We start from the raw sequence: 25,684 nt of genomic DNA on the forward strand, positions 1-25,684 counted from the left end.
CCGCGCGGCGGTGCCATGCAAAGGTGTTCCCTGCGATGAGTGCGATGACCGATTACCGCTCCAGCCATGTGCCCGGCCCCCAAGGCGCCGCCGACCTGGTGTTTCTGAATGGCCGCATCTACACGGTCGATGAGTCTGCCCCCTGGGCCGAAGCCGTGGCCATTCGCAATGGCAGCTTCGTCGCGGTGGGCAGCAACGACGAGGCGAAGGCGTTCGTCGGCCCGCGCACCCAGGTGGTGGACCTGGACGGCCGTTTCGTGATGCCGGGTATCTACGACATGCACACCCACCCGGACCTCAAGCTTGCGCCCGGGTACTCCGGCTACCTCGAAGTCGGCCTCAGCGATCCGACCCCGGAGCAGGTGCGCCAGGCCATTCTCGACTATGCGGCCGAGCACCCGGGCGACGGCTGGGTGTATGGGCAGTACTTCGTGCGCTACACCTTCAAGCAGGCCGGGCTGGTGCCGTCGCGCCAATGGCTGGACAGCGTGCTGCCGGACCGCCCGGTGGCGATCCTGGATCGCTCCTGGGGCTGCATGATGGTCAACTCCAGGGCGCTCGAGATCGCCGGGATCGACGCCGACACCATCGACCCGCGCCACGGCTACATCGAGCGCGACAGCGTCACCGGCGAGCCGACCGGCATCCTGGTGGACGGCGCCTATGCACTGATGCACGCCGCCATGCCGCCCACGCCGCAACACGCCCTGAAGCGTGCCTACCGCGAAGGGGTGTGGTTCCAGAGCGGTCATGGGGTGGTGGGCACCAAGTATGTGCACGTGTGCGAGCACCGTCTCAATGCGCTCAAGGCCATCGACCAGGCGGGCGAGCTGTCGGTGCGCGTGGAGGCCGCGATCAGCTGGCAGGACGACATCTTCCCGGTCAAGCGGCGCTGGGAGCTGCTGGCGGGTGAGCGTCACTTCTATCGCAGCGCACGGCTCAACGCCAATGCGGTCAAGTTCCACTTCGACGGCACCCACGAATCGCGCTCGTCGTACCTGTCCAGCGCATGGCCGGGGGAGGAGCGCTGGCGCGGCCACCTCAACCTGACCCCCGAGCACATCACCGACATGGTGGTGGACATGGACCGCCGGGGTATCCGGGTCATCGCCCATTGCACCGGTGACGGCGCCTCCGACCTGTTCCTCGATGCCGTGGCCATGGCGCGGGCCAAGAACGGGCCCGACGGCGTGCGCCACCAGTGCGCGCACAGCACCACCTTGCTGGATGCCAACCTGCCGCGTTTTGCCGCGCTCAACGTCACCGCCGAGTTCTCCCCGGTGGGCTGGTTCCCTTCATCGTTCGCCAACGCCCGCGCCGTGTTCGGCGAGGACCGCATGCAGCGCGCCTACAACTTCAAGGGCGTGTTCGAGCATGGCGGCGTCGCGGTGATGGGCACCGACTGGCCGGTGTCCAGCATCAACCCCTGGATCGGCTTAGAGGCCATGGTCACCCGGCAGAACCCGTTCGGCGAGGAGCAGGGCAGTTTCTACGGCTCGCCCATCAGCCTGGAGCAGGCCATGCGCGTGATGACCATCAACGGGGCGTGGTGCATGGGTATCGAGGACAAGGCCGGCTCCATCGAGACGGGCAAGTCCGCCGACCTGATCGTGCTCGATCGCAACCTGTTCGAGGTGGAGCCCAAGGGCAACATCCACAACACCCAGGTGCAGATCACCGTGCTCGAAGGTGAAATCACCTGGGACCGCAACGGCGAGTTCGATGCCGGCACCCACGCGGCCACCTGGCGCCGTGAACTCCCCAACTTCTGAGGCGGGCCGTTTTGATGAACAAGCAGTCTCCCATTCCGGTGACGCTGGTGTCGGGGTTTCTCGGCTCCGGCAAGACCACCCTGCTCAACAAGATCCTGGGCAGCGATCACGGCTTGCGCATCGCGGTGATGGTCAATGACTTTGGCGCGATCAACATCGACAGCGAGCTGATCGTCAGCCAGACCCAGACCACCCTCAGCCTGGCCAACGGCTGCATCTGCTGCACGGTTGAAAGCGACCTGATCGAGCAACTGGGGCGCCTGCTCGGCGACCGGCAGAACCGCCCGGAGTACATTCTGATCGAGGCGAGCGGGGTGTCTAGCCCGGGCAAGATCGCCCGCACGCTGAAGTACCCGCAGTTTCGCGATGCGCTGTCGATCGACAGCATCATCACGGTGGTGGACACCGAGCAGTTCGGGCAGCTCGAGGGCGAGATGGCGCAGTTGGCCATGGACCAGCTGGACGTGGCGGACATCATCGTGCTGAACAAGGTGGACCGGGTCGAACGCAGCCAGATCGAGGCGCTCAAGAGCCGCTGGCTGTACCCCCGGGCGCGAATGCTCGAATGCCAGTATGGCGATGTGCCGCTGGAGCTGGTGCTGGGCGTGGGGCGCGGCAACCCGCTGGAGTCCTTCACGCCGGCCAAGACGGCCTCAGCGCCGAGCCTGGGCGGGCACGCGGCAGATCACGCCAGCGTGTTCGAGTCCTGGAGTTTCGCCAGCGACAGACCGATGGCGCTCGACACGCTGCGCGCGACGCTGGCGCAACTGCCGGCGTCGATCTATCGGGCCAAGGGCACGCTGCACATCGCCGAAGTGCCGGGCAAGCGGTTCATCATGCACCTGGTCGGCAGCCGCTGCGAGATCCTGCCCGACCGCGCCTGGGGCGATGAAACGCCCCACACCCGGCTCGTGTGCATCGGCAAGCGCGGCACCCTGGCCCCCGAGGCGCTCGAGGCCGGCTTCCAGGCGTGCGTTGTCCACACAAATGACAAGCTTTATTCACATCATGGGTGAAGCGGAATTGGCGACGGCCTCCGGCAGGTTCAGCAATGTGGGTGGTAGTGGCCTTCTGGCCTGTGCGGAGGGGGCAGGAGTGGTGAGCAGATATCAACAATCAGCCAAATTTAATTCGATTGTGGTTGCCCAGCATCTACTGAAAAATGCCTCGGCGGTCTGGTAAAAATAACAGGAGAAGACCCAATGACTAGTTGTGCTCAGGCGCTCGTCAAACTGCTTGAAGGTTATGGTGTGGACACCGTGTTCGGTATTCCGGGCGTGCACACTGTTGAGTTGTATCGCGGATTGCACGGTAGCCGGCTTCGCCATGTCAGCCCTCGCCACGAGCAGGGCGCAGGGTTCATGGCGGACGGCTATGCCCGAGCCAGTGGCAAGCCGGGGGTGTGCTTCATCATCACAGGCCCCGGCATGACCAACATTCTGACCGCCATGGGCCAGGCCTACGCCGACTCGGTGCCGATGCTGGTGATTTCCACCACCAGCCGTCGCGAGCACCAGCGGCTGGGGCACGGTTACCTGCACGAACTGCCTGACCAGCGCGCCATGGTGGCCGGCGTGTGTGCCTTCAGCCATACCCTGCAGCGCCCGCAGGAACTGCCGGAGGTGATTGCCCGTGCCTTCGCGCTGTTCGGTTGCGCCCGGCCGCGCCCGGTTCATATCGAGATCCCGCTGGATGTGCTGGAAATGCCGGCCGATGGCCTGGACCTGAGCCCTCGCGCATTGCCGCTGGCCAGCGCGCCTGCCGAGGCGGCCGTACAGCAGGCCGCCGCCTTGCTGGGCGCGGCACGGCGGCCGCTGATTCTCGCCGGCGGCGGCGCGCGCGGTGCCAGTGATGCACTGCGGGCACTGGCCGAGCGTCTCCAGGCCCCCGTTGCGCTGACCACCAATGCACGCGGCATCCTGCCGCCTGCGCACCCGCTGCTGCTCGATGGCGTGCAATCGTCCGCCCATGGCCGTGCACTTTTCGCCCAGGCGGATGTGGTGCTGGCGGTGGGCACCGAGCTGGGCGAAACCGACTACGACTTCTTCGGCCTCGGGCCACTGGCCCTGCAGGTGCCGGTGATTCGCCTGGACATCGACCCGATGCAGATCCTGGGCGTGCAACGCGCAGCCGTCGGGCTGCTTGGCGACGCACGGTTGGGGCTGCAGGCCCTGATCGCAGCGCTGCCCGGGGCGGCCGCAGACAGTGACTGGGCCGCGTTGAACGTGCAGCGGGTCAATGCCGCCGAGCGCGGCAGCTGGACCGGCAGGCAGCAGGCCATGCAGGCGCTGCTGGATACGCTGCGCGACAGCCTGCCGGCGCCGATTCTGGTTGGCGATTCGACGCAGCCGGTGTACCAGGGCGCGCTGGGCTATCGCGCACCGGCCCCGTGCACCTGGTTCAACGCCGGTACCGGGTACGGAACGCTGGGCTACGGCCTGCCGGCGGCCATCGGTGCCAAGGTTGCCCTGCCTGAACGTGCCGTGGTGGCGCTGGTGGGCGATGGTGGTTTGCAGTTCTCGAGCGCCGAACTGATCGCGGCGCGCGAGCACGGCATCGGGGTCATCCTGGTGCTGTGGAACAACCAGTGCTACGGCGAAATTCGCGACTACATGACGGCGCGCGACATTGCGCCGCTGGGCGTGGACATCCTCACGCCGGACTTCGCGGCGTTCGCACGCTCCTGTCATGTGCAGTACCACACCGCCGGCAGCCTGGACGGGTTGCGCGATCTGCTGCAAGGCCTGGAGAGCGGCGAGCCGCATGTCATCGAACTGAACGCCTCGGACTTTCTGCCTGCCTGACGGGGCTGTCCGGTCGGGTTGATCAACAACAATGGGACATCGAAGCATGATCCACGAAAAAGGGCTGCCAAGCGTGCAGTCGACCCCCGTCGTCGCCATCGATGACCTGCACAAGAGCTACGGCGACCATCACGTCCTCAAAGGGATCTCCCTGCGTGCCCATGAGGGGGACGTGGTGTCCCTGATCGGTTCCAGCGGTTCGGGCAAGAGCACCTTGCTGCGTTGCATCAACCTGCTGGAGATTCCCAACGCCGGCAGCCTGCGCGTGAACGACGAGGAAGTCAGGTTCAGGCAGGGGCGTGGCGGGGTGCGCGAGATCGCCGACCTGCGCCAGGTCGAGCGGCTGCGTGCGACCCTGAGCATGGTGTTCCAGAACTTCAACCTGTGGCCGCATCGCACCGTGCTGGAGAACGTGATCGAGGCCCCGGTGCATGTACTGGGTGAGAAGCGCCAGGACGCGATCGCGCATGCCGAGCAGTTGCTGGAGAAGGTCGGGCTGGCCCACAAGCGCCACGACTATCCCTCGTTTCTGTCCGGTGGCCAGCAGCAACGGGTCGCCATCGCGCGGGCACTGGCGGTACGGCCCAAGGTGATGCTGTTCGACGAACCTACCTCGGCGCTGGACCCGGAGCTGGTGGGCGACGTGTTGAAGGTGATCCGCGACATCGCGCAGGAGGGCCGCACGATGATCCTGGTGACCCACGAGATGGCGTTCGCGCGGGATGTCTCCACCCAGGTCGTGTACCTGCACCAGGGCCAGATCGAAGAGCAGGGCCCACCGCAACAGGTGATGCTCGACCCGCACAGCGAACGGTGCCGCCAGTTCGTGATGGCGCAGAACAATCGCTCATAACAACACTATTCATCCGCGGGGGCGTGCCCCTGCATTGTCCGCTGCCAAAAACCAAACAATAGCTGCATAAGGACTGTTAAATGAAAAAGACACTCGTTGCTGTCGTGCACTCGCTCCTGCTGGCCGGGGCGATCAATGTCGCTCACGCCCAGGACAAGGTGGTGTTCGCGATTTCCCAGGAACCCTACCCGCCGTTTTCCTTCAGAAACAGCAATGGTGCGTGGAGCGGTTTCGAGCCTGACCTGATCAGCGAAGTGTGCAAGCGCATGCAGGCCGAGTGCTCGCTCAAGGGAATGGCCTGGGACGGCCTGATTCCGGCGCTGCGCTCCAAGCAGGTGGACGTCATCATGAACTCGATGTCCATCACCCCCGAACGTGAGCAGGTGGTGGACTTCAGCGACCCGTACATCGAGACGCCCGCACTGTGGGTCGGGGATGCCGCCCTGGAACTGACGCCCACCCCGGAAGGGCTCAAGGGCAAGATCATTGGCGTGCAGGGCTCGACCAGCCATTCGGCCTACGTCAAGGAGTACTTCGGCAAAGGCTCGACCATCCGCTACTACAACGACCAGGACGACCTGCTGGCCGACCTGCGCAGCGGCCGCATCGACATCATGCTGGCCGACAAGATCTCGGTGGAGCCGATGCTGGCACTGCCCGACAACGCGATGCTGGCCGGCAAGGGCATCGCGCCGGCCGACCCGCTGTTCGGCAAGGGCATCGGCGCGGCGGTGCGCAAGGGCGACGATGCCCTGCGCGAGAAGCTGAACCAGGCGCTCAAGGCCGTGCGCGAAGACGGCACCTACGACGCCATTGGTGCGCGCTACTTCAAATCCAGTGTCACAGCCGCCCAATGAGGCGGTTGAAACCTGCGCGGGTGATCGGGTGCCTGTATGACCATTTCTGAAATGTCCAATCTGCTGTTCGCCGAGGGCTGGATTCAAACCCTGGCCCAGGGCGCGGTGAAAACCCTGGGTATCTCCCTGGGGGCCTTCGCGCTGGGCCTGTGCATCGGCCTGCTCGTCGCGTTGATCAAGCTCAGGGGGCCACGCTGGATGGTCGCCTGTGCCAACTGCTACACCACGCTGTACCGCGCCGTGCCGGAACTGCTGCTGATCCTGCTGCTGTACTACGCAGGCACCGACCTGCTGAACCTGGCGATGGCCGCGATGGGCCGGCCCAGTGTCGAGATCAACGGGTTTCTGGCTGCGGTCGTGGTGCTGGGGATTGTCCAGGGCGCCTACTCGGGTGAGGTGATTCGCGGCGCCGTCGAGGCCATTCCTGCGGGGCTGGTGGAGGCCGGCAGGGCCTACGGCATGTCGCGGGCAAAGCTGTTGAGCCGGATCATCCTGCCGTGCATGTTGCCGTTCGCCATCGCGGGCCTGTCGAACCTGTGGCTGGTGCTGGTCAAGGAAAGTGCGCTGATCAGCGTGGTGGGCTACAGCGAACTGCTGACCGCCGGGCGTCAGGCGGCGGCCAGCACCAAGCACTACCTGCTGTTCTACCTGGTGGTCGCGGCGTTCTATTACGTCATCACCCTGGTTTCCAGCATGGTGTTCCGCAAGTTCGAGGCCGGCTTCGAACGCTGGATGCCCAGGAACGTATAAGGGGACGATCATGGATTTGACTTGGCTGAATGATTTTTCCAGTGAACTGCTGCGCGGTGCCGGCCTGACCGTGCAGTTGCTGCTCATCTCGGCAGGCTTCGGGTTTGTACTGGCCATCGCGATGGCCCTGGGGCGCCTGTCCAACAGCGTCGTGCTGGCCAACGCCTGCCGGTTTGTCAGCAGCGTGATTCGCGGCACGCCGCTGCTGGTGCAGATCTACATCCTGTATTACGGCGTCGGCAGCGTGCTGGCCAGCTACCCGCTGATCAGGGGCGGGGTGTTGTGGCCCTACCTGCGCGAAGGGTTCTGGTATGTGGCCCTTGCACTGACCTTGAGCGTGGGGGCGTATGTGGGCGAAGTGCTGCGCAGTGGCCTGCGCGCCGTACCCAGGGGCGAGCTTGAAGCGGCACGCGCCTATGGCATGCGCCGCGGGCAGATCCTGCGCAGGGTGTGGTTGCCGCGGGCATTGCAGATGGTCAGGCCGACCCTGGCGGGGGAGAGCGTGATGCTGCTCAAATCCACGGCGCTGGCCTCCACCGTCGCGGTTACCGACCTGCTCGGCGCCGCCAACATCGTGCGTTCGCAGACCCTGCGGGTCTATGAGCCGCTGCTGTTGGTGGCGATCACCTACATCGTCCTGGCGCTGATCATCGAAAAGAGCTTCAAGTTGATGGGCACCACCTCGCAGCGTCGAGTCTAGTGGCTAACGTATTGGCGTCGGTCTGCACGCCACAAGGAATTCAAATGAAGTATTCATCTCTGGTTCAACGCATCAGCGGCGAGAGCGTAGCCGCATGGGACATCCACTATGCTGCCTGCCAGGCGCAGGAGCGGGGCGAGAACGCGATCATCCTCAGCATCGGCGACCCCGATTTCGCGACGGACGATGCGATCTGCGAGGCCGCGATCCAGGCCCTGAAGGCCGGCGATACCCACTACACCCCGGTAGTGGGCCGGGAAAAGCTGCGCGAAGCCATCGCGGCCAAGCAGCGCAAGCTGCTGGGCATACCGGTGGCCGCCGAGAACGTCGCGCTGGTGGCCGGTGCGCAGAACGGCCTGTACGCCGCAGCCATGTGCCTGTTCGAAAGCGGCGATGACGTGCTGGTGCCCGAGCCGATGTACCTGACCTACGCTGCCAGCGTGCAGGCATCCGGTGCGCGGCTGGTGTGCATCGAGCAGCCTGCCGAGAAGGACTTTCGCCTCACGGCCCAGGCGCTTGAAGCCGCACTGACCCCCAACACCCGTGGCATCGCCCTGGCCACGCCGAACAACCCCACCGGCAACGTCTACACCCGCGAGGAGCTGGAGGCGGTGGCGCAGGTGGCCCGGCGTCACGACCTGTGGGTGATCTCGGACGAGGTCTACTGCCAGCTGACCTACGACGCGCCGCACATCAGCATCGCCAGCCTGGAGGGCATGGCCGAGCGCACGGTGGTGCTCAACAGCCTGTCCAAATCCCACGCGATGACCGGCTGGCGGGTCGGCTGGGTGGTGGCGCCCACGAGCCTTGTCCAGCACCTGGACAACCTGCTGCTGTGCATGCTCTACGGTCTGCCGGGCTTTGTTCAGGAAGCCGCGCTCAAGGCCATCGAGCTGGACGATGAGATCGTCGCCTCGGCCCGCGAACTCTACACCCGCCGCCGTGACCTGATCGCCCGGGAGCTGGACGGGGTGCCGCTGATCAAGGGCAAGGTGCCCGAGGCGGGCATGTTCATGCTGCTGGACATTCGTGCCACGGGCCTGTCGGGCGTCGATTTTGCCTGGGCGCTGTTCCGCGAGACCGGCGTCTCGGTGCTCGATGCCCAGGCCTTTGGCGCCAGTTGCGCGGGCTTCGTGCGGGTGTCGTTCACCGTTGCCGACAAGGACCTGCTGGACGCCTGCCAGCGGATCCGCCAGTTCATCGAGAAGCTGCAGGCCGGCCTCTGAGCCGCTTGCGAAGGAATGACGATGCTGCCTCCTGAATGTTCATCCGAAGTGCTCGCCGGCGTGCTGATCGGCGAGCAATGGCTCGCCGACGGCCCGCCGCTCGAGGTCATCAACCCCTCCACCGAGGCGCTGATCGCCACGGTGGGCGGGGGCAACGCTGAAACCGTCGAGCTTGCCGTGCAAAGCGCCGCTGCAGCGTTTGCTCAGTGGTCAACCAGCACTGGCGCGTTGCGTGCCCAGGTGTTGCGCCGCATTGCCCGGGGCATACAGCAGAACCGCCAAACCCTGATGGCGCTGCAATCGCGCAACAACGGCAAGCCATTGGCCGAAGCGGGGCTGGACGTGGACGACGTGATAGCCACCTTTGACTATTACGCCGACCTGGCCCAGGGCCTTGACGCTGCACAGGACCGCGATGTGGAGCTGCCTGCCAGCGACTATGCCGCGCGCTTGCGGCGCGAGCCGTGTGGCGTGGTTGCGCTGATCGTGCCGTGGAACTTTCCCATGGTCACCACGGCCTGGAAACTGGCGCCGGCCCTGGCGGCGGGGTGCACGGTGGTGCTCAAGCCATCGGAGGTCACGCCGTTGCCGGAGCTTGCACTGGCGCGGATCATTCTCGAGGCGGGCCTGCCGGCGGGCGTGTTGAACATCGTGTGTGGTACCGGCCTGGCCGTGGGCGCACCCTTGTCGGCGCACCCGCAGGTGGCCAAGATCTCTTTCACCGGCAGCAACGCGGTGGGGGTTCAGGTAATGCAGCGCGCGGCAGAGACAGTGAAGGGTGTCAGCCTGGAGCTGGGCGGCAAGTCTGCGTTGATCGTGCTGGAGGATGCCGACCTGGAACTGGCGGTCGAGCTGACCTGTGGCGGCGGCTTCTACAACGCCGGCCAGATGTGCTCGGCCACCAGCCGGGTGCTGGTCGCCGAGCACCTGGCGGACGCCTTCGTGGCAAAGGTCAGGGCCCGCGCCCAGGCGATCACCGTTGGCGACCCCTTTGTCGACGGGGTGCAGATGGGTGCGCTGGTCAACCGTGCCCAGTACGAGCGTGTGCTGGCGCACATCGCGCGCGGGCTGGCTTCGGGCGCCCGGCTCGAGTGCGGCGGTGGGCGCCCGCAGGGCTTGGCGCAGGGGTTCTACGTTGCGCCGACGGTGTTCACCGACGTGGCGCTGGACAGCAGCTTGTGGAACGAGGAGATCTTCGGCCCGGTGATCTGCATCCGCCGTTTCGGCACCGAAGCCGAGGCCATTGCGCTGGCCAACCAGGGTGATTTTGGCCTGGTGGCCACGGTGGTCGGCCGCGACCGAGTTGCGGCCAACCGGGTAGCGGATGCCTTGCAGGCCGGCATGGTCTGGATCAATGCGCCTCAGGTGATCTTCCCGCAGACCGCCTGGGGTGGGTACAAGCAGAGCAGCATCGGGCGCGAGCTCGGCCCCTGGGGGCTGGCAGCGTTTCAGGAGTTGAAGCATGTGGTGAGTGCTGGTTGATTGGCGCTGGCCGCAACACACCCAGCGCAAGCATCACCTCTGGCATCAGATGTTGAATGCCGGTATTGCACCACGTGCTGCCTGGATCTGCGGACACCGGGGGTCGGGCTCTCCCAGCTCGCCGGTATGCTGGTAGCCGCTACCCAGGCAGCCACCGTTGCATACGGCAAAGTAGCGGCAGCCCTGACAGGTGGGATGCTCCACCTTGATCTGCAGTGGCTGGGCAAGAATGGCCGATAGCGGTTGTTGGTACAGGTTGCCCATGGGGTGGGCCTTGAAGCAGGTGCAGGAGCACACGTCGCCATTGGGGTAGATATAGACCTTCGCCGTCGCAGCACCGCAGTTTTTTGTGGTGATGGTTCGGCCAAGTTCGGCGATGGCGTCGTCACCCAGCGCTTGCAGCCGACTGAAGTCGTACATTGGAAACGCCAGGATGCGCGTTTTGTAGGGCTGCTTGCGCAGCGCATAGACATGCTGGTTCCAGGCCTGGCTGCAGACCTCCATGCCTGATGAGGCGCGCCCTGCGTAAGTTGCCCGCTTGATTGCGATATGGGTCAGTTCAAGGTCATCCAGCGGTTGAATGAACTGTTCGATGCGCGCGAAAAAATCGAGGTCGATGACGGTCGCCGACACACTGCACGAAATGCCTTGTGCCCGCAGCCTGGCGAGTGTGCGCAGCGCGCGCCTGTAGGTGCCGGCCCCACGCACCAGGTCATGTTCGGCTTCTGTGCCATCCAGGGATATCTGTACCGAGAGTGACGGCTGCCCGGCCCATTGCTCCAGGATGTTCTGCTTGTAGAACGACGTCACGCCGTTGCTGTTGATCTTGGTCTGCAGTCCGAGCGCAAGGCTGTGCCGCAGAATGCTGTCGAAATGGCGATGCAGCGTGGGCTCTCCGCCCGTGAGCAGCACCAGGCTATGCGCATGGTCCTGGCGGATCTGCGACAGCGTGTCGAGGATCATCGCCTTCTCGGCGGTTTCGTCGCGATAAGGCGAAGAGTCGCGGATACAATGGCTGCAGGCCAGGTTGCAGCGTTCGGTCAGTACGAAATAGAACTGTTCCATCATTCAAGCTCGAGATAGGGCCGTGCGTGCAGGTCGAGGTCGAAATCTGCCTGCGAGGTGGCGCTCAGGTGATCGACCAGGGCCTGCACCGGCGCCTGTTGGATGGGCGAGGTCGAAGGTTGGAACGGTTGGCGCACGTAGGTTTCCAGCAGTGTGGCGAAGTTCTCATCCTGCTCCTGGCGCACCAGCCACTCCCTCAAGGTCAGTGGGTACAGCCCCACAGCCAGGTGCGCCGAGTGCCGGGCTTCGGTACGAGTGAAGTGCCAGAGGCCGCGAGGGCAATAGAAGACATCGCCCTGTTCGAGCAGCACCGAAGACCAGCCGGTGGCAGCCGCATCGATTGCAGGAACGCGCTGATGACGGATGGCCTTTGACAACACATGCTGTTCGTCGCGGTAGTACCAGCGTTTGCTGCCGTGGATCTGCAGCACCAGTACATCGTGCCTGTCGAAGTGAGGATTGACGCCTCGCTGGTTGGCGGCGGTGTAGTAGCCGTTCATGCCGATGCGCGTATTGAGTTCCGAGGCGAGCGTATCGGTGAAATTCTCCAGTCGCGCACTGTGTTGCTGGATGTTGTCGAAAACCAGCGTGCCGCCGCGGGCAATCGCGTGCAGCATCTTTTTCTTGTTCAGCGTGTTGTTCTGGTTGTTTGCATAGCGATCCACATCATCGATCAGATCGTATTTGTGAATGGTGTTGTTGTGGTTGGTGATGCGCACCTTCGGGTACAGCAAGGTGTTGCTGTTGAGAATCTGGTTGAAGGCCTGCATATCCAACAGGCTGGAAAATTTCTGCGGGCTGCCCTTGATGTGCAACGCAGCGCGATCGAAGTATTCATCCAGAAACTGCTGCTGGCTGATGTGTTCGAAGATGAAGTTGAATAGGGTCATGGGGCAGGGCTCTATCTGGGCTTGTTTATGAGCGTGATACCTGAATCGATCAACTTGCCAAGTTGCGCGGGCGGCAATTGGTCTTCGATATGACTGATATCGATTTCCACCAGCGCGGGCAGCTCGAACAGCCAGTCCGGCAGGCGGCGTATGTGAGTCCGGGCAATGCCCAGACAGCGCAGATGACGGGCCTGGGCCAACTGCTCGGGCAGTGCCTCGACAGGGTTGGCTCCCAGGTTGAGCCGCTCGATGTCCAGCTGATCGACCGGCCAGTCGATATGTCGAAACCTGTTGCGATAGAGGCTCAGGTGCTTGAGGCGACACCCAGCAGTGGCGGGCCATCGCAGCTCCCGCAGACTGTTCTTGTACACCAGCAGGGTATCGAGCCCGGGGGGTGCAGCGGTGAGGTCCAGAGTCTGCAAGCTGTTCGCCCCCAGGCCGAGCCATTTGCAGCCGGGAAACACCGTGGACGCGCTCTGCAGGCTCATGCAGTTGCTGCCCAGCTCTGCCGCCAGGACGCTGGGGATGGCAGGCAGCCGGGTCATATCGCTGTCGCACAACCGTGCCCGATTGAGCTTGAGTGTGCGGGGGGTCAATGCCCGGATGGCGTGAAAGATATCGTTCAACCGCGCTCGGGGAGTCTCGAGTAGCAGGCTCGACCCATTCTCTTCGTCATCGAAGTCGAGCAGCTTGCGGTCGTGGGCCCACATGGGGGGCCTGCCGGTGAGCTGCGCCAGATGGTCCCACGCTTTGCAGGGGGCTGTGCTGCCTGCTTGCAGTTCTGCGGCGATGAGCGATGCAATGCGTGCCGGCGTGTCGCTGTCCAGCTTGATGGGCAGAATCTTCAACCCACCGAGAAAATAGAACAGCTTGCGCAACTTGATGTGGATGGGGTGGTGTGGGGATACGAATTCATCCGATACATGACGATCGCCCTTGAGGGTGACAAAAATGCGTCGGCCCGCCAGGCTCCGGGTATCGCGCCAGTGCCGCAGGCTCAGCAGGTGTTCGTCCGACAGGTCGTTATCGCCCAGGATGGGAAGCACCAGCACGATGGCTGCAGTAGAGGGTGTGTCCGGGTGCCTTGCACATCCAGCAGCGCCGGTATCGAGTGTATCGATACGCTGGTGCACAGGATGTCCAAGGGCTTCAAGATGCGCCCCGAGGACGCCGGGCAAAGCGGCGGCCGACGACAAGCCTGAAACGATCTGCAAATCAACTGACATTGTCATTGCCGCCACCGCCCTTGGCGTCAGTCGCGCAGTTCCTTGTCGCAGTGATCCGCTTCTTTCCACAGGCCGAACATGGCCTCGAAGTCACTGAGGGTACCAGGATCCAGCTCGCTCAATTTCAGTGCCGGGCGCTTGATTTCGGTCATCGAGTCCAGTGCCGGGGATTGAAGTTCAACTGTTTTCGATTGCATCACGAGTGTCCTTTATCGGATTGGGCGGGGTTTAACCGCACGATGCTAGGGGTAATACTTTCCGTTGGCAACAGAGGGGCCTGTCGAGCGGAAAGTTCGTTTGCGCAGGTTGCAACATAGCGGCAACCTGCGCGAATAGGTTGCTCGGAAGATACCACTCGGGGAGGGCTCAATCTTCCTCGCAGCTGTCGAGCATCTCTTCCACGGTCTGGCGGGTGTCGTGGTCCAGCCCTTCGATCAACCGCGCCCTGACTGCATCGCTTACGCGGGTGCTGTTGTAGCGCAGGGAAACCAGGATCGCCAGCCTGACCTCTGTGTCCGGGTCGCTGGCCAGGGTCAACTGCACGTCTTCTTCACTGGGCATGGCCAGCAGGCCAAACAGCCTGTTTGCCAGTTCCTGGCGGACCTTGCTGTCCTTGTCCCTGGCCAGGATCCGCTGCGCCTCTGGGGTGAGCTGATTCATGTAGCTGGATGACTCCACCAGTTTGAGCCTCACGCTTGCCAGCGCGTTCTGGGCCAGCAGCGCCTGGGTTGCGGGAGACAGCCGGCGGTTTTCAGCCAGCGCCAGATGCACGCTGCTTTCCTCGTCGCGCAACAGCTGCAGTTGTGCTTCCTCGCACAGGTCACCTCCATTCCAGTCCTTGTTGCCCCTGGCCAGTGCGATGCGCACGCAGATCTCGTCGTCCTTGGCCAACACCAGTTGCGCCGATGGTTTGAGCTTGGGGTAGGTAGCCAGCGATTCGCGGATGTCCTGTTCGACGTCTTGTGCCAGGATCTCCTGGGCCCGCGAATGCAGGGTGAACATGAAGTGGCTGTCACGTTCTATCAGGCGCGCACGCACGGACTCGTCCGGGTCGTTGGCCAGCAGCAGTTGTGCGGCTGTGCCGACGTGTTGATTGGCGGCCACGGCGAAGCGCACGTTGACATTCTTGTCCTGTGCCAGCTCCAGTTCCATGTCGCGATCCATCCACCAGTCGCGCAGCAGTGCGATGCGCACGTCGGGTTCGGGGTCGCGCAGCAACTGACGCAGAATGTCGCTGTCGACGGCCTTGTTGGCGGCCAGTCGAGCTCTGACCTTGGCGCTCTTGTGCGCCGCCAGGGCCTCTTGCACGGGCCTGGTCAGCGTCGAGTTGTCGGCCAGCGCTTCGAGCAGGGGTTGCGCCTGTGCGCCTTCGGCCAACAGGTCGGCCTGCAGATGAGCAGGCAGCTTGCCTTGCGCAGCCAGCACCAGCTTTTCCTTGCCTGGAGGCTGCTCCTGCCCGCTCACGGGCGATTGTTGCGCGCCCATGTAACCAGAGAAGATCATGCCGATGGCCCTTCCTACCGAATCACTGGCCTCGGTTGGCGCTGCTGTTTTCGTCTGGCAGATCAGGGTCATCAGGGTTTCACCGATGGCCGTGTTTGCTGCCAGGGTTTGGCGGACGTGCTCGCTGCCGATCTTGTACAGACGCAGACACTGTGCCTCGCTCAGGTGGCGGTTGCCGGCCAGGGCGCGTTGCACCGCTTCCACGTCGCCGATCAGCTTGTCGGCGACCGGCCCGGCCAGCGCCGGGTTGCTTGCCAGGCGGGTTCGTACATCGATGTTGCTGTCATCGGCCAGCCGGGCTTGCAGCGGTGCTGTCACGGCCTGATTGCCCGCCAGCGCACACAGGGTCTGCGCATCGCCTCGTTCCAGCAGGCGCTGCTGGATGTCAGTGCCGAGGGCGGCGTTTTCCGCCAGTTCCTGCTGGATCTCGGGCAGGTCACCGGCCAGTTGCTGCTGCACGTCATCCAGCAGGTCTGCTACGCGTGCCAGGCATCTGCGGACGTCGGTGCTTGGGTCTGCTGCCAGATGGCGCTGCACGCTTGGCTGTACCGTGTCGCGCCAGCGCACCAGACGCTCGCGCACATCGTCCTGCTCATCGTACATCAGTGCCTCGAGGATCTGCTCGGCCAGGTGGTCGTTGCCTGCCAGCGCCTCGCGCACGTTGGGCTCGGGGTCCTTCAGCAGCCGCGCCTGCACCTCGACATTGAGCGCGCTGTTGCCTGCCAGAGCGCGACGCACGTCCTCCGATTCATGCTGGCTCAGGCCCATCTGCAACAAGGCGGACCCCAGGTTGGTGTTGCCAGCCAGGCTTGCCTGTACCTCTTCTACGTCTGTGGTCAGGCATTGCAGGGCGGCGCTGGTGAGGTTCGGGTGGTCGGCAAGAATGCGCCGTACCTGCAGGCTTGGGTCCCGAGCCAGCAGCAACTGGGCAGGGGCACCCAGGTTGTCGTTGCGTGCCAGGGCCTCGCGCACATCAGGGTCGCATTTGACCAGCTCCAGTTGTACCGCGTCGGGGAGGGCGGTCGCGCCTGCGCGGCGGGCCAGCGCTTCGAGTACATCCTGGTCTTCATCACGGGTCAGCAGCAACTGCACGGTTTCGCTCAGTTCGTCACGCCGAGCCAGGCGCTCGCGTACCTCGAAGGAAGGATCGCGGGCCAGTTGTTCCTGTACCTCGGGATGCAGGTTGTCGTTGCCGATCAGGTAATCGCGCACGGTAACGGCTGTGTCCTTGGCCAACTGTTGTTGCACGACCTTGCTCACGGCCTTGTTGGTCGCCAGTGCCCTGCGTACCAGCGGCTCCTGATCCGCCAGCAGACGTTGCTGCAACGATTCGTCGTCGGTTCTTTTCGCCAACTGACGGCGTTGCTCGGCGTCCAGCTCGAGGCGTTCGAACTGCGCCGCTATCAGGTCATGCGGCGCGTGGGCATGCAGGCAGGCGAGGTGCAGCAGGGCGCGATCGAAGCCGGGTTGGCCTTCTTCGATGTTGATCCGCAGCGTCAGCAGCTTTTCCGGGCAGTTGGGGTTGCCGTAGGCCGCGGTGCGAACCTTGGCGTCGGTATCGCCGACCAGCCTCTCCAGCAGGTCGTCAGGGCAGTCTTCATGCCGGGCGACTTCCTCGCGGCGCAGCGCATTGTGGTTTTCGGCCATCTGAATCATCTGCGCCACGCTCAGGCCGTCGCTGGCTGAAGCTGGCTTGAGCTTGAACTTCTCGAACAGCTCTTCGTACTTGGCCACCTGATCGCGCAGGGTTTCACGCAGCGGCACGGTCAGGTCGATGGCGGCTTCGAGGTCTTCGAATTTCAGCGGGCGACCGTCCAGAAAGGCGGTTTCGCGTGCTTCGTTGATGGCGTTCTGGATGTCCGCCCCGGCGTAGTCGCGGCACTGGGTCACCAGCTTGCTGCGCTGCGCGGGTTCGAGCTGCACCGTCTCACCCTTGAGGTGGATATCGAGAATCGCGCCGCGCTCGACCGCATTCGGGAAGCCCACATAGAACACTTCGTCGAAGCGCCCCTTGCGCAACAGTTCCGGCGGCAGGGTAGCGATGTTGTTGGCGGTGGCGATGACGAACACTGCGCCGGTCTTCTCCTGCATCCAGGTCAGGAAGTAGCCGAACAGCCGCGACGAGACTTCGGAGCCGCTGCCGCTGGTCAGGCCGACGAAGGCTTTCTCCAGCTCGTCGATCCACAGGATGCACGGGCTGACCGACTCGGCCATGCTCAGGGCTCGGCGCATGTTGTGCTCACTTTCCCCGACGTACTTGCCCAGCAGCGAGCCGATGTCCAGGCGCAGCAGCGGCAACTGGAACAGGCCGGCGGCGGCCTTGGCCGTAAGCGACTTGCCGCAGCCGGGCATGCCGGCGATAAGCACGCCCTTGGGCGCCTGCACCCGCGCGTCACGCGCTTCGCCGAGGCGACGGAAGATCTGTGCGCGGCGGCCCAGCCAGGTCTTGAGGTTTTCCAGGCCGCCGATGTCGGTGGCGTTCTCGTTGACCCGCAGCATTTCCAGCACGCCGCTTTTGGCGATGATCTGCTCTTTTTCATGCTGGATCAGTACCAGGGCGGCATCGTTGATCTGCTCGTGGTGCTGGCGGACCATCGCCAGTGCCGAGCGGATCTCTTCCTGGTTCAGGCCGCTGCACGCTGCGTGCAGGCGCTGACGCAGGCCCTCGGGTACCAGCAGGTCAAGCTGCTGGCACACCGCTTCAAGCTGGCTGGTGATTTCCTCGCCCCGGGGCAGCGGCAGGGGCAGCAGGGTGATCTGCGCTTCGATCTGCGACGGAATGTGCAGGGTCTCCGAGACCAGTACCACCGCCGACGTGCCGCGATGATGGCGCTGGATACGGTTGAGCAACTGCTTGAGCCGAGCCACCGCCAGCGGCTGGTTTTCCAGCGCACTGCGGGCGTCCTTGATGATGAACAGCTTGTGGTCCAGATCGTCGTCCAGCAGTGATGGCAGGCTTTCGGCCAGGTCTGTCCTAGGCCCCTGGCTGCCCCGTGGCTGCTTGTTGACGAAGTCCACCCAGCCATAACCCAGGTTCCATTCCTTGGGGTGCATGCCCAACTGGCTCGCGACATCCTGCAGCATGGTATCGACCCTGGCTTCTTCGCCGGAGTGGATGTACAGCCCGGGATAGCCGGCGACCAGATGGGATTTGATCTTGTCCTTGAGTTCGAGCAGGTTCATGGCAGTCACCACAGGGACAAGAGGCTGGAGGCGAGGTTACGCAGGCCGCTGCCCACCGATTCGAGTGCACGGCCTGTGCCTTCGAGCACCACGGCCGCGACCCGGGTAGCCGTCCTGGCGACCGACTTGCCGGCTTCGTACACCACTTCGCCGATCTGCCCGCCGGCGATACCACCGGCCACGCCACCGACAAAACCCCCAATGGCCGTACCTGCCGGGCCGAACACCGTACCCAGCGCTGCACCCAGCGCCGCGCCCTTGGTTGCACCAGCGATGGCCATGGTGGTGGTTACCGTGGTGTTGCCGATGGCGTCGATGGCCTCTTCGCCGGTCAGCTCGCCCTTGCCGAACTTGTAGAGGACCTTGGCGTTCTGCAGACCGACGCACGCGATGTTGGTGATCAGCCCGGCCGGGGTGTTGCGCAGCGCCGCGCCGAGCCAGCCGTTTTTCACTGCCACCACCACGGCACCGGAAACCGCCACTTGCGCAGCGGTGTTGGTGCCGGCGCGCAGCGAGCTCTCGAAGAATTCCTTGAGGTCGTCCTGGCTGCTGGGGTTTTCCCGGCCGTTCAACCGGTTCCAGAAGCGCCGCGCCAGAATCCGCGTGCCCTGCATGCCCACTGCGATGCATGCGCCCATGACCGCCTGCTTGCCGATCTGGCGGGCGATGGTGGCGCGGTTGGTGTCGTTCCAGTCGTACTGGCGCGACTCGGCTTCCTGCTGGGCCTTTTCCTGCAGCTTGCGGGCTTCTTCCTTTGACAGCGGGCGGGATTTCACGCCATCGGCTTCGATCACCTCCGCGCTGTCGGGCACGTCCGCACCTTGGCCTTCGGGTACCAGCGGTTTCTGCCCTTCGTAGTCGCCGCGGTTGAGCAGCTCTTTGGTGGCGTCGGCATCGGCGCCGTACTTGGCCTGGTACTTGCCGACCACATTGCCGTTGCCGTCGACGATCTCGATGTCCACCGAGTTCGCTTCCTGGGAGCCCACCACGCGGGCGCGGTAAGGGCTGCCCTTGCTGACGGCGTCGATGTTGAACGTGTCGACGTGGTGCTGCTCGGCAATCAGGCCGTTGAGGTGCGGGCTGCGGTTGATGTCACCCTTGAGCGTGGTGACCATGTCCCGTGCGTTGGTCGTGGCATCGGCCAGCGCCTTGTCGATGTGTCCGGCGTACTGACCCACGTGTACCGAGCCGGAGAGGCCCGCGTTCTTCTCGATTTCGCCGGCCAGCCACGAGGCCTTGCTGCGGCCCTTGTCCATGTGCGCGTGCAGCGATTCGCGGGACTGGTTGAAGGCCACGGTGGAGGCGATCACCTGCTGGCTGGTGCTCAGCAGTTCCTCTTCGTTGCTCCACAGATGCGGGTACTTGCGAAACTCGTCGCTCAGCCATTGGTCCAGCGGCTTTTCACCCCGCGCGTTGCACGAGTCGACGAAGGAGGCGACCACCGCCGTGGTCTTCTCGCCGTTGCTGCTGTCGCCGTCGAACAGCTCGGCCTCGAGGTAGCGGGCCTGATCCTGATTGACCTGCTCGAAGTCGATGCTGTCGTCCCGGTTGTAGTCATCGCCCAGGGGCTTTTCCATTTCGGTCATGTCAGTCGTCCTGCTGTTCAGTGCAAGTAGTCGGTGAGCTCGTCGCGCAGTTGCTGCTGCAACCAGGCGGGCTCGAGAATGCGTACATGGGGGATCCAGTAGCGGATGATCGGCAGCAGCTGGTTCGGGTGATTGACCCGGCAGCGCAGCAGCAGGCGACCGTCGGCCTGCTGCTCGATCAGTTGCTGGTGCGGCAGCACGTTGCGCCGAAGAAAGTAGTAGGCGTTGCTGGCGGCGACCTGGACGGTGACCTCGAGGCGGTCTTCGCCGAACCAGATGTCATCGTCGCTCTCGATCTGCGCCTGGGTGGCCGGGTCGGCAACGAAGGATTCGTCCAGCACCTGCAAGGCATCGATACGGGCGAAGGCGAAGCTCTTGAGGCGACCGTCTTCGGTGGCGGCCAGGTACCAGATGCCCTTGTTGTGGATCAGCCTGTAGGGCTCGATTCGGCGTTGCTTGCCGGTGTAGTTCAGCTGGCAGCGGCGCTGTTGCTCGATCGCCCGTCCCAGCTCGCGGAAGTCGCAGCTGTCCGGGCGTTGGGCGGCGAAATGCCCGTCGCGTACCAGGAAGCTGGTGGGGCCGGGTTTTAGCAGGTCCAGCCAGGAGCGTCGGTCGTTGGCCGGGAACAGCTGCTCGACACCGCTGATGCGGGCGAAGGTCTGCAGGTCGGCGGGGGACAGGCTGCTGCGGTGATGGCGGGCCAGTTGGTAGACCCCGTTGGCGCCGGGCTCGATCACATCGCCCAGACGGTTGAGGTCACGGTAGATGGTGCGCTCGCTGACCCCGAAGCGCTCGGCCAGTTGCAGGCGGGTAGGGCGCTCGCCGCTTTGCAGCAACCGCAGGGTATCGGCCAGGCGCAGGGCCAGGGTGTCGTGATCGGTGGCCGCCATGGCGGGTCCTTGTCGATGGGCTTGGCGGCGACTCTAGCGAGGACGACTGACAGGCTGTGTCAGTGGCACTGACACGATTAGAGCGCCTCTGCCGGGAAAAATGTCGACAATAACCTGAATGGTGGCTTGGGGCCATGTTTTGCGGGGTTTGCTGGGAGGCTGGTCTGTCAGAGGCTGTCAGGGGCGATTCAATCCTGACGAACACTGCAACGCCCGCACGATCCCAATGGGCGGGCCGGGTTGTCAGTAATACGGACTGTTTCGGGGATTTGGTCATCCTGCAGATGGTGCCGGGCTCGCTTCTCCTCAGCGAGCCCTTTGTAATGCGTCGGGTATCTACGATCGACTATCGTAGTCCCTCGATTAAGTCGACGTGATGAGGATCGATGTTGAATTTCTTTTTCGGGGCTTGTTCGTATTTGTGAGCGCTCGCGGCCAATGCTGACATGTCGATTTGCGCGATGGTGAGGAGATACCTTAGGTTTTGCTTAGTGGTGTTTTGGAGTAGCAGCGGAAGGAGCTTCAGAATGGAGCTTGTATTCGCAGAAACCTCCTTCAGTAATTCCGCAGCCTTTGGCATTGTTACTTCGTTGAGGTAAGCACAGTAAGCCTCTGCAGGCTGACCGGGTGCTACAGCCCATCGTATGCGGCGTATAGCCAAATGTTGCTGCATCTGACTCCAGAATTCGTCACCGTACAGGTCGATGCTAAGCATTTCCGTGGTAGCTGACCATAGCGCAGTGAAGAGCTTTGCAGTTTTGTCCAAGGCTTCGGTGTCCAGGGTTTCCTGTTCGTAGGCTGTGCAGTCAAGAATTCCCAGGCCGATGTCGAGCAACGTTCGCATTAGGCCCGACACATCCGAAGAGCGCCATTTGTCGGACGTTTGGGCAGTAGGGCGGAACTCCAAGATCTCTCTCAGCGCAACGCTACACTCCCACATGCGCAACCAATCATTCGCATAGTCATCACTCAGAGCGATTGAATAACCGAGTACTCTGCAGGCATAGTCGCTTGCGCGGGTCGCATGGTAGTGCTTGGCGTGATCTCGAAGTCGCTGGCCTTTGACCGAATCCCAATCCTCCACTGTCAGATTCCACTCATCGATGAAACTTTGTATATCCGGCGGGGCAAAATGGTCTGGTTTTTCACCGTGCAAGAGAGCGAGCATGCTTTGATAGACCCACGGCTCCCAACTGTTATCCAGATCGCTTGAGGCTCTGGATACAAATGAAGGGGCTATTCGGTCAGCCAAAGCCATCAGGAGGTGGCTGCTATCTATGAGTGTCTTACGCTGTGACTCATGAGCTGGGAAGTTAAGGGTCTGACGAGTAATCCACGTGCCCCAGCGTTTGAATATCCCGACGAAGTCGGAGCGCTTTGCAAGGGTATCGCTCAGGCGACTCAGCAAGGCTTCGACATGAGTTTCCAGTATATCCTTAGGGTGCTCTGTCCTATCAGCGACGTGAAGCAACATCGATTTACCATGGCGGATCAAACTCGGCAGCAATATTTCGCCGTTCCAAGAGCCGTCGTTTAAAAAACTTGGTGCCGCTCTGGAAGTTAAGCTCTCCCATAAATCATAATTATTGTAGAATTCTGGGCTCTCTAATATCCGGTTAAGCAGCACGGGATTTCGTATCGCACTCATCGTTTCGAACAACTGTTCAAAGTCTAACTCGGCAAGCAGTCGTACCCAAGACCAGCTCGAATCGTTTGATCGTGACTCGCGGAAGTGCCCGCTCCAAAGATCACCAAGCGTGAAGGGATCGTTATGGTCTTGTGGGTTATCTTTACTTAGTTGCTCCTCAACGTTGATAAAGTGTTGAGCAGCGATGGTGATGACAGTAATCCTGAAGCCTTCGTTTAACTTGGCGAATGCAGAGGTAGAGTCGATCCATAGGTGCTCAAGCCACCAAGAGTGTCGAGTCAGTGCCAAGAGTGCATTTGTTCTGAGCGCAGTTTCTTCAGAAGACCAAACTTGAACGAGTGCGCTGGATATGACAGCAAGTGACTCGGCGTCGTCTAGGATCTCCGATGCGTCATGAGTATCGCTTAACTCTGAGGAAAATTCATTAAGCGCGATTTTAGCGTCATAAGGGTTGCAAAAATAATTCCTGATGAGCGTTATTAAGTGAGATGGGTAATTGATATTTCCTGCGGCGTAGTTGTTGATGAGGGCTATGGCACTGTTGTAATCATTTTCAGTTCTATAGGGAGAGGGCAGTAACCATTCTGTTTTCATTTGTAAAAAAACTCCTAGATTAGTCGCTTACGCCATTCCACGCCATTTCGAAAAAATCGATCGCTCTGTGAGCATTAACATCCCAACCTCGGCTGGCAGCACTTACGCTGCGATGGAATCCGCCGACAGTCGCACCGAAATGCCATAACTCATCGTCTATGATGGCAAAACGGTCGTGTATATAGGGGAATTTGTTAATGGAGAATTTGATCTGAGCATCTAGTGGTGGGTTGAGTGGCAGTCTGCGATTTGAGACCTCTTCTGAAAGAGCTAGAAATTTTTGTGCTGCTTCTTTTTCATTAGGCGAAGTGCCCGTTAAAATGCGTACAGATTTAACCTGATCGGTGCTTTGGAACCATTTTACGACGGTGTCGAGTCGTCGTTTATGATCGGGTTTTTTGCCATCATCTGAAAGGATATGTTTATCTATTATCCAAACTCGTGACTGTGCTGCACAAATAGCACTGGAAAACTCGTCAGAAATTTGTACCTTTTCAACTCCTAGGCGTGCCTTAATGGCTGCTATGCTAGGAAAATGCTGCACTCCTTCTTCCCGGTGAAAGGGCTCGCATGGGATGAGTAGCTGAGGGCTTAAGACGGATTCGGTTATTGGGGCGACCTTGACAGATGGACTTGATAAAAGCTTAGGCATCGGATTCGCCCTGTTCCGAAAACCCTTCCAAAATAGCAGAATTGTCAAATAGCTGGCCTAAGAGATCTATGACTTTATCACCATGTGGAACTCGCATAATTAAAGTTGGCTGCGTGCCTATAGAATTCAGTGAGCTGCCAAGTATCCATACCCGACCGTCTATTGCAATGAATCGGTCGTGGAAGCTCGTTTCGCTTGTTTCTGCAATCCTGACTTCAAGAGGATTGGCGTGCAGGGATTTGAAACTATCGAGTGCGCTTTTGAAATCTGCTAGTTTTTCCTCTGAGGTAACTTCCGTGGTTTTACCATCTGCGGTTTTTTTTGATTTGGCGAAAGCGCTCTTAGAAGTCAGGATTTTTAATTTTATATTGCTGCGCTCAAGTGCAAAAAGAAATTGCGCGATTTGAGTTGCTGCGAAATAGGGGTCGACGATGAAAACGCTAGCTCGGGCATTCCTAATTTTGGTTCGTATGTAATCGAGTGCCAGTATACGTTGACCTGTGCCAAACCATGTTTGATCATACCGGAGGGCGCTGTAATTCAGACTTCGGTCATTCCGAGCCTCAGTCAAACGCTTGAAAGCATCGGAGGTATCTGCAGGGGAGCCGTAAGTTTGCGCCGAAGCTAAGGTCTTCTTTTCTGTGTGGTAATGGTTTTCCGCGCTATTTTTACTTTCGGTTTCAGGTACTGTCACCTTGACGCGTTGTTCAACGACTTCCATTGTGAAGTGCATTTGTCTCAGGAATGATTTCATGGGCGTCTGTAGTAACACACCTCGTTGCTCATGTGCTAGAACCAAGCCTGCGGTATCGATGGAATTCAGTCTTTTGATTTCAATCAGACCATCCTCGGGTACTTTTAGCGTTTGAAAGGCGGTCAGCATACCTTCCTGTCCCTCAAATACAGTCAGATTGAGGTTTTGCAATGGTCGCCCTAGATGAGGTTTAAGGTGGAAATACAGCGACTCAGAGTCGCCAGTCTTAGGGTCGATGAATTGTCTTACGGAAGCAACGTCTATGTCAGGAACGGCAAGTGTAATTCCGCCTAAATATTCGGGATAATCCCTAAGGTCTACATGCAAATTTCTTAGCAAAAAATCAAAGGCATCGTCGCTATTTTTTGTTCGTCCGCTGGGGTTCAAAAAATCGGGCCATGATTGAGTTCCTGAGATTCGACGAGAGTATCGGGTAATGCCGATGTTCTGGAATGGAACCGGAGATTGTTCCGATGAATCCGTAAGGCTTTCACTTTGCATCGGCACGCCTAATATCGGCCATTTGGGGAAGTCAGAAAGAGCTGCTACATCAAGTGGTGCGCCATCTGAGGCGTTTTTATTTTCGAAAGGGATCGGCGTTGTGAAAGTTCCAAATGAGCTTCTATACCAATTGAGCGCGTCTTCAGCACGCATTACTACTCGGTCCACTGCGATGCTGTATTTTTCTTTTTTGAATCGTTTGAATGCGGTGTCATATCGCTTCTGGGGTATTTGTCGACCCAGTGGCAAAAGCGAAACCGATCCGAAGATCAATCGCAGAGGGGGGCGTTCGGTTTGATCCGATTTGGGTTGTGGCGGTACTACTACTGCAATTCGAACAACTGCGTAATCGAAGCCCGCAAGCGCATCGGCGGATTGATAAGGTGATGAAAGGGTTTCTAAACTATCCATGTTTGGCTCATTCTATGAAGTGGCTTGCTGTTCACTTTGTATGCCGTACTAGCGTGCAGATCTTACCTAATGTTGGGTTAGGCCACCATCGTGCCATCAAATATTAGTGGTGTCAGAGGTTTGCGTGCTGATTGAGGAGCACACCGCGCGACGTTGGAGAACTGATCGTGTCGGCGGGATGTAGCCAGAAAGCAGGCCTTAACTCGCTGCCCAGAACCTCCAGTCGTTTCGAATTCGGCAAACTCCGCACGAACACGTTCAAGCAGGCCGCAGAGCGCGAGGCCAAAGTTGCTTCGATGGCCGAGGTACGCATCTGGGCGAGCGCTCCTCATGCACT

General features: G+C 61.3%; 18 protein-coding genes and 1 pseudogene. 9 read left to right on the plus strand and 10 right to left on the minus strand.

All coding sequences use genetic code 11. The features are described from left to right. The first annotated feature begins 35 nt into the window (after nucleotides 1-35). The 9 genes and pseudogenes from NJH59_RS14785 to NJH59_RS14825 all read left to right on the plus strand — a co-directional run bounded on the left by NJH59_RS14785 (nucleotide 36) and on the right by NJH59_RS14825 (nucleotide 10,444). A complete protein-coding gene (locus NJH59_RS14785; protein WP_253086936.1) occupies nucleotides 36-1,772 on the plus strand; it encodes an amidohydrolase in 1,737 nt (578 codons plus the stop codon). Nucleotides 1,773-1,786: 14 nt separating this feature from the next. Beyond that, nucleotides 1,787-2,788 (plus strand): GTP-binding protein, encoded by a 1,002-nt coding sequence (locus tag NJH59_RS14790; protein ID WP_253086937.1) that lies wholly within the window; start codon nucleotides 1,787-1,789, stop codon nucleotides 2,786-2,788. 186 nt (nucleotides 2,789-2,974) lie between these two features. Beyond that, nucleotides 2,975-4,576, plus strand: coding sequence for a 5-guanidino-2-oxopentanoate decarboxylase (locus NJH59_RS14795; RefSeq protein ID WP_104572546.1), 1,602 nt, complete (start codon nucleotides 2,975-2,977; stop codon nucleotides 4,574-4,576). Nucleotides 4,577-4,664: 88 nt separating this feature from the next. Continuing rightward, nucleotides 4,665-5,429, plus strand: a pseudogene (locus NJH59_RS14800) (ABC transporter ATP-binding protein); the annotation flags it as partial. A gap of 80 nt (nucleotides 5,430-5,509) precedes the next feature. Further along, on the plus strand, nucleotides 5,510-6,286 hold the full coding sequence (locus NJH59_RS14805) for a transporter substrate-binding domain-containing protein (RefSeq protein WP_054914377.1): 777 nt from the start codon (nucleotides 5,510-5,512) through the stop codon (nucleotides 6,284-6,286). Nucleotides 6,287-6,322: 36 nt separating this feature from the next. Next, nucleotides 6,323-7,036, plus strand: a complete 714-nt coding sequence (locus NJH59_RS14810; protein ID WP_043864005.1) for an ABC transporter permease subunit — start codon at nucleotides 6,323-6,325, stop codon at nucleotides 7,034-7,036. A gap of 10 nt (nucleotides 7,037-7,046) precedes the next feature. Beyond that, nucleotides 7,047-7,736 carry an ABC transporter permease subunit gene (locus NJH59_RS14815; RefSeq protein ID WP_043864004.1) on the plus strand — a complete coding sequence of 230 codons (690 nt, stop codon included), beginning with the start codon at nucleotides 7,047-7,049 and terminating at the stop codon, nucleotides 7,734-7,736. Between the two features lie 44 nt (nucleotides 7,737-7,780). Then, complete coding sequence (locus NJH59_RS14820; RefSeq protein ID WP_043864003.1) at nucleotides 7,781-8,962, plus strand: aminotransferase class I/II-fold pyridoxal phosphate-dependent enzyme; 1,182 nt, start codon at nucleotides 7,781-7,783, stop codon at nucleotides 8,960-8,962. Nucleotides 8,963-8,983: 21 nt separating this feature from the next. Continuing rightward, on the plus strand, nucleotides 8,984-10,444 hold the full coding sequence (locus NJH59_RS14825; protein WP_229590181.1) for an aldehyde dehydrogenase family protein: 1,461 nt from the start codon (nucleotides 8,984-8,986) through the stop codon (nucleotides 10,442-10,444). 45 nt (nucleotides 10,445-10,489) lie between these two features. Here NJH59_RS14825 and NJH59_RS14830 read toward each other — a convergent pair whose 3' ends face one another. From NJH59_RS14830 to NJH59_RS14875, 10 genes are all read right to left on the minus strand, one after another. Next, on the minus strand, nucleotides 10,490-11,509 hold the full coding sequence (locus NJH59_RS14830; RefSeq protein ID WP_196933054.1) for a radical SAM protein: 1,020 nt from the start codon (nucleotides 11,507-11,509) through the stop codon (nucleotides 10,490-10,492). Then, a complete protein-coding gene (locus NJH59_RS14835; protein WP_185061928.1) occupies nucleotides 11,509-12,399 on the minus strand; it encodes a cupin domain-containing protein in 891 nt (296 codons plus the stop codon). Before NJH59_RS14835 ends, NJH59_RS14830 begins: the two co-directional genes overlap by 1 nt. Nucleotides 12,400-12,410: 11 nt before the next feature. Further along, nucleotides 12,411-13,631, minus strand: a complete 1,221-nt coding sequence (locus NJH59_RS14840; protein WP_185061925.1) for a hypothetical protein — start codon at nucleotides 13,629-13,631, stop codon at nucleotides 12,411-12,413. A 20-nt stretch (nucleotides 13,632-13,651) separates the two neighbouring features. After that, nucleotides 13,652-13,822: a hypothetical protein gene (locus NJH59_RS14845; RefSeq protein WP_157811395.1), complete on the minus strand. Its 171-nt coding sequence runs from the start codon at nucleotides 13,820-13,822 to the stop codon at nucleotides 13,652-13,654. Nucleotides 13,823-13,991: 169 nt separating this feature from the next. Beyond that, the gene (locus NJH59_RS14850; protein ID WP_236176194.1) at nucleotides 13,992-18,311 is read right to left on the minus strand and encodes an AAA family ATPase; all 4,320 of its coding nucleotides are present in this window, start codon (nucleotides 18,309-18,311) and stop codon (nucleotides 13,992-13,994) included. 5 nt (nucleotides 18,312-18,316) lie between these two features. Next, nucleotides 18,317-19,897: a hypothetical protein gene (locus tag NJH59_RS14855; RefSeq protein WP_100632663.1), complete on the minus strand. Its 1,581-nt coding sequence runs from the start codon at nucleotides 19,895-19,897 to the stop codon at nucleotides 18,317-18,319. 17 nt (nucleotides 19,898-19,914) lie between these two features. Continuing rightward, on the minus strand, nucleotides 19,915-20,787 hold the full coding sequence (locus NJH59_RS14860) for a YafY family protein (protein ID WP_043863996.1): 873 nt from the start codon (nucleotides 20,785-20,787) through the stop codon (nucleotides 19,915-19,917). Nucleotides 20,788-21,133: 346 nt separating this feature from the next. Continuing rightward, nucleotides 21,134-23,029 (minus strand): hypothetical protein, encoded by a 1,896-nt coding sequence (locus NJH59_RS14865; RefSeq protein ID WP_253086938.1) that lies wholly within the window; start codon nucleotides 23,027-23,029, stop codon nucleotides 21,134-21,136. 19 nt (nucleotides 23,030-23,048) lie between these two features. Next, nucleotides 23,049-23,573, minus strand: a complete 525-nt coding sequence (locus NJH59_RS14870) for a hypothetical protein (RefSeq protein WP_253086939.1) — start codon at nucleotides 23,571-23,573, stop codon at nucleotides 23,049-23,051. Between the two features lie 100 nt (nucleotides 23,574-23,673). Beyond that, nucleotides 23,674-25,347, minus strand: a complete 1,674-nt coding sequence (locus tag NJH59_RS14875) for a VPA1262 family N-terminal domain-containing protein (RefSeq protein ID WP_253086940.1) — start codon at nucleotides 25,345-25,347, stop codon at nucleotides 23,674-23,676. Nucleotides 25,348-25,684 lie beyond the last annotated feature (337 nt).

Source organism: Pseudomonas sp. VE 267-6A, assembly GCF_024126555.1.
Taxonomy (GTDB): Bacteria; Pseudomonadota; Gammaproteobacteria; order Pseudomonadales; family Pseudomonadaceae; genus Aquipseudomonas; species Aquipseudomonas palmensis.

Bases quoted from the DNA above. Each gene is read 5' to 3' on its own strand.
- NJH59_RS14795 (WP_104572546.1), top strand. From the start codon at position 2,975: ATGACTAGTTGTGCTCAGGCGCTCGTCAAACTGCTTGAAGGTTATGGT.
- NJH59_RS14805 (WP_054914377.1), top strand. From the start codon at position 5,510: ATGAAAAAGACACTCGTTGCTGTCGTGCACTCGCTCCTGCTGGCCGGG.
- NJH59_RS14865 (WP_253086938.1), bottom strand. From the start codon at position 23,029: ATGAAAACAGAATGGTTACTGCCCTCTCCCTATAGAACTGAAAATGAT.
- NJH59_RS14820 (WP_043864003.1), top strand. From the start codon at position 7,781: ATGAAGTATTCATCTCTGGTTCAACGCATCAGCGGCGAGAGCGTAGCC.
- NJH59_RS14850 (WP_236176194.1), bottom strand. From the start codon at position 18,311: ATGAACCTGCTCGAACTCAAGGACAAGATCAAATCCCATCTGGTCGCC.
- NJH59_RS14835 (WP_185061928.1), bottom strand. From the start codon at position 12,399: ATGACCCTATTCAACTTCATCTTCGAACACATCAGCCAGCAGCAGTTT.
- NJH59_RS14830 (WP_196933054.1), bottom strand. From the start codon at position 11,509: ATGGAACAGTTCTATTTCGTACTGACCGAACGCTGCAACCTGGCCTGC.
- NJH59_RS14855 (WP_100632663.1), bottom strand. From the start codon at position 19,897: ATGACCGAAATGGAAAAGCCCCTGGGCGATGACTACAACCGGGACGAC.
- NJH59_RS14810 (WP_043864005.1), top strand. From the start codon at position 6,323: ATGACCATTTCTGAAATGTCCAATCTGCTGTTCGCCGAGGGCTGGATT.
- NJH59_RS14860 (WP_043863996.1), bottom strand. From the start codon at position 20,787: ATGGCGGCCACCGATCACGACACCCTGGCCCTGCGCCTGGCCGATACC.
- NJH59_RS14845 (WP_157811395.1), bottom strand. From the start codon at position 13,822: ATGCAATCGAAAACAGTTGAACTTCAATCCCCGGCACTGGACTCGATG.
- NJH59_RS14840 (WP_185061925.1), bottom strand. From the start codon at position 13,631: ATGACAATGTCAGTTGATTTGCAGATCGTTTCAGGCTTGTCGTCGGCC.
- NJH59_RS14875 (WP_253086940.1), bottom strand. From the start codon at position 25,347: ATGGATAGTTTAGAAACCCTTTCATCACCTTATCAATCCGCCGATGCG.
- NJH59_RS14790 (WP_253086937.1), top strand. From the start codon at position 1,787: ATGAACAAGCAGTCTCCCATTCCGGTGACGCTGGTGTCGGGGTTTCTC.
- NJH59_RS14785 (WP_253086936.1), top strand. From the start codon at position 36: ATGAGTGCGATGACCGATTACCGCTCCAGCCATGTGCCCGGCCCCCAA.
- NJH59_RS14815 (WP_043864004.1), top strand. From the start codon at position 7,047: ATGGATTTGACTTGGCTGAATGATTTTTCCAGTGAACTGCTGCGCGGT.
- NJH59_RS14825 (WP_229590181.1), top strand. From the start codon at position 8,984: ATGCTGCCTCCTGAATGTTCATCCGAAGTGCTCGCCGGCGTGCTGATC.